The following is a 5055-nucleotide window of genomic DNA, read 5'->3' as shown; positions in this document are numbered from 1 at the left end:
CGCGCTGCGGCGCGCCGTCGGGGACGAGGCACAGGCGCGCGGCACCGTGCGCACGCAGCAGCGCCTGCCGGATGTCCTCCGGGGTCTTGGGCCCGGTCCCCTGCTCGCACCGGCCGTCCCCGCAGTCCGCGCAGCCCGCCTCGACACCCCAGCGGAGCAGACCACGGTCGAAGAACTGGCCGATGTCACGGACGAGCATGCCCCCGCAGATGGCGCACACGCCGGTGAGACGCGTCCCCTGCGTGATCACTCCCGGCCCTCCCCCGGCAACGGCGGCAGGTTCTTCAGGGCCTCGCGGACCGAGAGCGGGGAGAGGCGGGAGCCGTGGGCGGCGAGGAAGGCGCGTACTTCGGCCGGGGCCGTCTTCGCGTACTCGCGCAGGCTCCAGCCGATCGCCTTGCGGAGGAAGAAGTCGGTGTCGGCGGCCCGGCGCAGGCAGTGGGCGAAGAGGCGGTCGGCGTCGGTGGCGGCCTTGAAGCGGAGCTGGTGGAGGAGGGCGGTACGGGCGACCCACAGGTCGTCGTCCTCGATCCACCGGTCCATCTCGCCCGCCAGCGCGGGATCGGCCGCGACGAGGCCGCCGACGACGTGGGCGGCCAGGTGGTCGACCGTGTCCCACCAGGAGTCGGTGGTGACGAGCCGGCGCGCGACCGGCAGGAAGGCCGGGGAGCAGCGGCGGACGTGGCGGCGGAGGTAGTCGACGGCGAAGTAGTGGTACTCGCGCTCCGGCAGGGCGAAGCAGCGCAGCGCGACGGCGGCGCAGTCGTTCTCGCCGGGCGGTGGGGTGCCGTCGAGGACGGTGCGGGACAGGGCGCGGCGCTCGGGGGTCCTGATGCCGAGGAAGGGCACGACACCCTTCATGTACGCGACCATCTCCTGCGCCCGGAAGGGGTCGCCGGCCGCCGGGTAGACGGTGGTGAGCCGGTCCAGGAGCGTGTCGGCGAGCGCGCTGTCCGGGGCGCCGGGAACCGCGGGCCCCGGACCGGCGGCGGTCGGTGGGCGGGTCATCGTGGGCCCCTCTCGGCGCGGGTGCGCTCCGGGCCCCGGCCCGGCCGGACATGACGCACGTTACGGCGATCATACGGGCGTGTCCGTTACGCTCCCCGGATGCTCGCTCCCGCCCCCCGGCCGCCGGGCTCCCTCGCCGTCCGCTGCTCCCGCCTCTTCCTCTCGCCCCGGTCCCGGCTCTCGCTGCTGGCGCTGATGCTGCTCGGCGCGGCGACCCTGGTGGTGCTGTACGAGCCGCAGCGGCTGCTGGCCTCGGGGCCGCCGCCGCAGGCCACCGGTTCCGGCGCCGTTCTCCTCTTCGCCCTCGCGTACGGGGCGTGCACGGCGGCCTTCGTCCCGCGTCCGGTGCTGAACCTGGCCGCCGGGGCCCTGTTCGGCTCGGCCGCCGGGCTCACGGCGGCCGTGGCGGGGACGGTCCTGGGCGCGGGCCTCTCCTTCACGCTCGGCCGGGTCCTGGGACAGGGCGCGCTGCGGCCGCTGCTGCGGGGCCGGCTGCTGACGGCGGCGGACGGCCAGCTGAGCCGGCACGGATTCCGGTCGATGCTGGCGATCCGTCTCTTCCCCGGGGTGCCGTTCGCCGCCGCCAACTACGCCGCGGCGGTCTCCCGGATGGGGTACGTGCCGTTCCTGCTGGCGACGGCGCTCGGCACGGTGCCGAACACGGCGGCCTACGTGGTGGCCGGCGCGCAGGCCGGCTCGCCGGACTCGCCCGCCTTCCTCGTCTCCGCCGGGTTCATCGGCCTGTCGGGCCTGGCGGCGGCGGTCGTCGCCTGGCGCAAGCGGCACCACCTGGGCGCCGGTCTCCGCCGCGGCCTGCGCCGACGCGGCGCCGCACCGACGGCTCCGGACCTGCCGGCCACCTCCGTACCGCCGGCGCCGCTCGCGGGTACGGGTGCGCAGGCGCGAGGGTAGAGAGCCGGGACCCCCTGCCGTACCGGGTCCGCCGGCCGGCACTCCCCTCACGGGCGCCGGCCCCGAGGCGCGCACCCGGGGGCGCGCACCGGTACGCGGTCGACGGTTGAACGTGCCCCGACGCGCTGCGGGGGGGCACCGCCGCCCTTCCCCTCGCGGGGCGCGGCGCCGGACCCCGTACGGCCGCGCCGGCCCGGGGACCCGGGTCCGGCGGCGTCGAACCGGGTGCGCTCCCCCCGGGCCCTGTTCCGCGGCGGCGGCCCGCGTCCGTCCCGCCCCGTTCCCCGCGTCAGAGCGCCTCGACGATCATCGCGTTGGCGAGGCCGCCGGCCTCGCACATGGTCTGGAGACCGTAGCGGGCGCCCCGCGCCCGCAGGGCGTGGACGAGGGTGGTGGTGAGACGGGTGCCGCTGGCGCCGAGAGGGTGGCCGAGGGCGATGGCGCCGCCGTGGACGTTCACCTTGGCGAGGTCGGCGCCGGTCTCCCGCTGCCAGGCGAGGACGACGCTCGCGAAGGCCTCGTTGACCTCGAAGAGGTCGATGTCGTCGAGGGCGAGCCCGGCGCGCCGCAGGACCTTCTCGGTGGCCGGGACGACGCCGGTCAGCATGAGGAGCGGGTCGGAGCCGGTGACGGCGAAGCTGTGGAGCCGGGCGAGGGGGCGCAGGCCCAGGGCGCGGGCCGTGTCGGCCGCCATGACGAGGACGGCGGAGGCGCCGTCGTTGACGGGGCTGCTGTTGCCGGCGGTGACGCTCCAGTCGATCGCGGGGAAACGCGCGGCGAAGCCGGGGTCCTCGAAGGCGGGGCGGAGCTTCGCGAGGACGTCCGGGGTGGTGGCGGGCCGGACGGACTCGTCGCGGCGGACGTCCTCGTACGGGACGACCTCGCCGTCGAAGAGGCCCGCCTCCCAGGCCCGCGCCGCCTTGGCGTGGGAGCCGGCGGCGAAGTCGTCCATGACCTCACGGCCGAGGGACCACCGGGCGGCGATGAGTTCGGCGCTGATGCCCTGGGGGACGAGTCCTCCGGGGTAGCGCTCGGCGACGCCGGGGCCGAAGGGGTCGGCACCCGGCGGCACGTTGGACCACATGGGGACCCGGCTCATGGACTCGACGCCGCAGGCGACGGCGATGTCGTACGCGCCGGAGAGCACGCCCTGCGCGGCGAAGTGGACGGCCTGCTGGGAGGAGCCGCACTGCCGGTCGACGGTGGTGGCGGGCACGGATTCGGGGAGTCCGGCACCGAGCCAGGCGTAGCGGGTGGTGTTCATGGCCTGTTCGCCGACCTGGTCGACGGTGCCGCCGATGACGTCGTCGACGAGGGCGGGATCGAGCCCGGTGCGGTCCATGAGGGCGCGCAGCGTGTGCGAGAGAAGGGCGACGGGGTGGACGTGGGAGAGGGCGCCTCCCGGCTTGCCCTTCCCGATGGGGGTCCGGACGGCTTCGACGACGACGGCGTCACGCATGGGACGCTCCTGACTCGGAGAGGCTGAGTTGGAAAACTGGATGTAGACGCACCGGTAACATATCCCTGTGCGTTGGATTTTCAAACCCTCACCGGGGTGCTGCCCTAGGCTGGCGCCATGAAGGCCGCCCCCCGCCCCTGCTCGATCGCCGACACCCTCGCGCTCGTCGGCGAGAAGTACGCCCTGCTCGTCCTGCGCGAGGTCTCGCTCGGCGTCCGCCGCTTCGACCGGATCGCCCGCAACACGGGCGCCCCGCGCGACATCCTGACGGCCCGCCTCAAACGGCTCGTCGAGGCCGGGATCCTGGAGAAGGTGCCGTACAGCGCCCGCCCGCCGCGCTTCGAGTACCGGGCCACGGCGGCCGGCGAGGAGCTCCAGCCGGTCCTGGTCACCCTCATGGCCTGGGGTGACCGCCACCTCAACGCCGACGACCGCCCGGTCGTCCTCGAACACGACTGCGGCGAGGTCCTCAGTCCCCGTCTGGTCTGCGCGCACTGCGGCGGGGAGGCCGGCCGCGACAGCCTGCGCCACCACGTCCGGGCGCCCGGCTGGACGACGGCGGGGCCCGTGGAGCCCGGCGCGTCCTGATCACCGGGGCGTTCACCTCGGGACGGTACGCTGCGCTCGACCTTCTGACCGCACACGTACATACGGGACGGCCCTAGCCCCATGAGTTGGTTCGAATCGTTCATCCTCGGACTCGTCCAGGGGCTGACGGAGTTCCTTCCCATCTCCTCCAGCGCGCACCTCCGCCTGACGGCGGCCTTCGCGGGCTGGCACGACCCGGGCGCGGCCTTCACGGCGATCACCCAGATCGGTACGGAGACCGCGGTCCTGATCTACTTCCGCAAGGACATCGCGCGGATCGTCTCGGCCTGGTCCCGTTCGCTCACCGACAAGGCGATGCGTTCCGACCACGACGCCCAGATGGGCTGGCTGGTGATCGTCGGTTCGATCCCGATCGGTGTCCTCGGCATCACGCTCAAGGACCAGATCGAGGGCCCCTTCCGCGACCTGCGGCTGATCGCCACGACCCTCATCGTCATGGGCGTCGTCCTCGGCGTCGCGGACCGGCTCGCCGCCCGCGACGAGGCCGGCGGCCGGCACCGGGCCATCCGTGAGCGCAAGACGCTCAAGGACCTCGGGGTGCGGGACGGACTGATCTACGGCGTCTGCCAGGCGATGGCTCTGATCCCCGGCGTGTCCCGGTCCGGCGCCACGATCTCCGGTGGCCTGCTGATGGGCTACACCCGTGAGGCCGCGGCCCGGTACTCCTTCCTCCTCGCGATCCCCGCGGTGCTCGCCTCGGGCGCGTACGAACTGAAGGACGCGGGCGAGGGGCACGTCTCCTGGGGGCCGACGATCTTCGCCACGGTCGTCGCCTTCGTGGTCGGCTACGCGGTGATCGCCTGGTTCATGAAGTTCATCACCACGAAGTCCTTCATGCCGTTCGTGATCTACCGGATCCTGCTCGGCATCCTGCTGTTCGTCCTGGTCGGCATGGGGGTCCTGAGCCCGCACGCGGGCGAGTCCGCCGGCTGACGGCCGAACGCCCGGCGCCGGCCCGCTGAACCGCCGCCCGCGCGCGGGGCGCGCCCGGTTCAGGAGGCCTGGGCCAGGGCCTCGCGGACGACCCGCTCGCACAGTTCGTGGGTGAGCAGGGCGTCCCGGGCGTC

5 protein-coding genes and 1 pseudogene are annotated in these 5055 nt (G+C 74.3%); 3 read left to right on the top strand and 3 right to left on the bottom strand.

All coding sequences use genetic code 11. The features are described from left to right. A pseudogene (locus RIF68_RS27060) lies at positions 1–250 on the bottom strand (hypothetical protein); the annotation flags it as partial. After that, positions 247–1008 carry a DNA alkylation repair protein gene (locus RIF68_RS27055; protein WP_309053917.1) on the bottom strand — a complete coding sequence of 254 codons (762 nt, stop codon included), beginning with the start codon at positions 1006–1008 and terminating at the stop codon, positions 247–249. The pseudogene RIF68_RS27060 and the gene RIF68_RS27055, both read right to left, overlap by 4 nt. Before the next feature lie 99 nt (positions 1009–1107). Here RIF68_RS27055 and RIF68_RS27050 point away from each other — a divergent pair, with 99 nt between their 5' ends. After that, positions 1108–1920: a VTT domain-containing protein gene (locus tag RIF68_RS27050; protein ID WP_309053916.1), complete on the top strand. Its 813-nt coding sequence runs from the start codon at positions 1108–1110 to the stop codon at positions 1918–1920. A 289-nt stretch (positions 1921–2209) separates the two neighbouring features. Here RIF68_RS27050 and RIF68_RS27045 read toward each other — a convergent pair whose 3' ends face one another. Beyond that, positions 2210–3379: a thiolase family protein gene (locus RIF68_RS27045; protein ID WP_309053915.1), complete on the bottom strand. Its 1170-nt coding sequence runs from the start codon at positions 3377–3379 to the stop codon at positions 2210–2212. Between the two features lie 117 nt (positions 3380–3496). Here RIF68_RS27045 and RIF68_RS27040 point away from each other — a divergent pair, with 117 nt between their 5' ends. Next, complete coding sequence (locus RIF68_RS27040) at positions 3497–3967, top strand: helix-turn-helix domain-containing protein (protein WP_309053914.1); 471 nt, start codon at positions 3497–3499, stop codon at positions 3965–3967. An 81-nt stretch (positions 3968–4048) separates the two neighbouring features. Further along, on the top strand, positions 4049–4921 hold the full coding sequence (locus RIF68_RS27035; RefSeq protein ID WP_309053913.1) for an undecaprenyl-diphosphate phosphatase: 873 nt from the start codon (positions 4049–4051) through the stop codon (positions 4919–4921). The last annotated feature ends 134 nt before the right edge of the window (positions 4922–5055 follow it).

Source organism: Streptomyces sp. (assembly GCF_031178505.1).
In the GTDB taxonomy this organism is placed as follows: Bacteria; Actinomycetota; Actinomycetes; order Streptomycetales; family Streptomycetaceae; genus Streptomyces; species Streptomyces gulbargensis.
This window is presented reverse-complemented; position numbering and strand designations above follow the sequence as displayed.